Consider the following 692-nt stretch of genomic DNA (forward strand, 5'->3'; position numbering starts at 1 on the left):
CCTAGCTCCCCTTGTGCTGCTCGTAGGGCATCTACGCTAGCGACTGAGGTGCCGCCGGTTGCAGCTTGCCATAGTGGCCCTATTGGCTGGGTCTCGATGTTGTCCTCAGTCACCACCTCTTTTGAGGATTCGGTCAAGGTAATGCGGTAGCGATCAAAACTGATTTGATTGTATTTGAGGTTGCCTGCGCCAACTTCATAGCGCCGACCCTGAAACAGATCCAATTGCGTGATGCCGCTACTGCCGTTATCTACTTGCTCGGCGCGTTTGGCAAGGGTTATCGTATCTTTGCTACCGACTTGTCCTGCGCGCTGGGTCATAGCCTTTGGCAACGCGGGCATGTCGCTATTGTCGTTATCTAAATTAACGCTGTTTGAGTTGGCGTTATCTGAATTAACATTGTTATCGTCCTCTTTTCTATCTTCAGTTTGAATCAAAATCACGTCTTGTAGTTGTTTTTTATCATCGCTTAAACTACCGACATATAAGTTGTAATCGCCACTACTAATAAACTCATTGGGACGAATCAGATCAAAAGCACTGCTCAGCGCTTGCTGTTGCCAAATGACTTCAGATGAGCGTACGCCCCAAGGCTTGCCTACTATGGATAATGCCGCCTCGCCTACGAACAGTGCCAAAATTAATGGCGTCATCAACCGTGCAAGCTTACCGCGTGAGACGCCACTGGCATT

The 692-nt window shown here is 48.7% G+C and carries 1 protein-coding gene; it reads right to left on the reverse strand.

What is annotated here, in order from left to right; genetic code table 11:
• The coding region (locus ACTXGO_RS15535; protein WP_443575151.1) for an LptF/LptG family permease at positions 1-692 on the reverse strand (692 nt) is incomplete at both ends.

Source organism: Psychrobacter sp. T6-1, assembly GCF_052258445.1.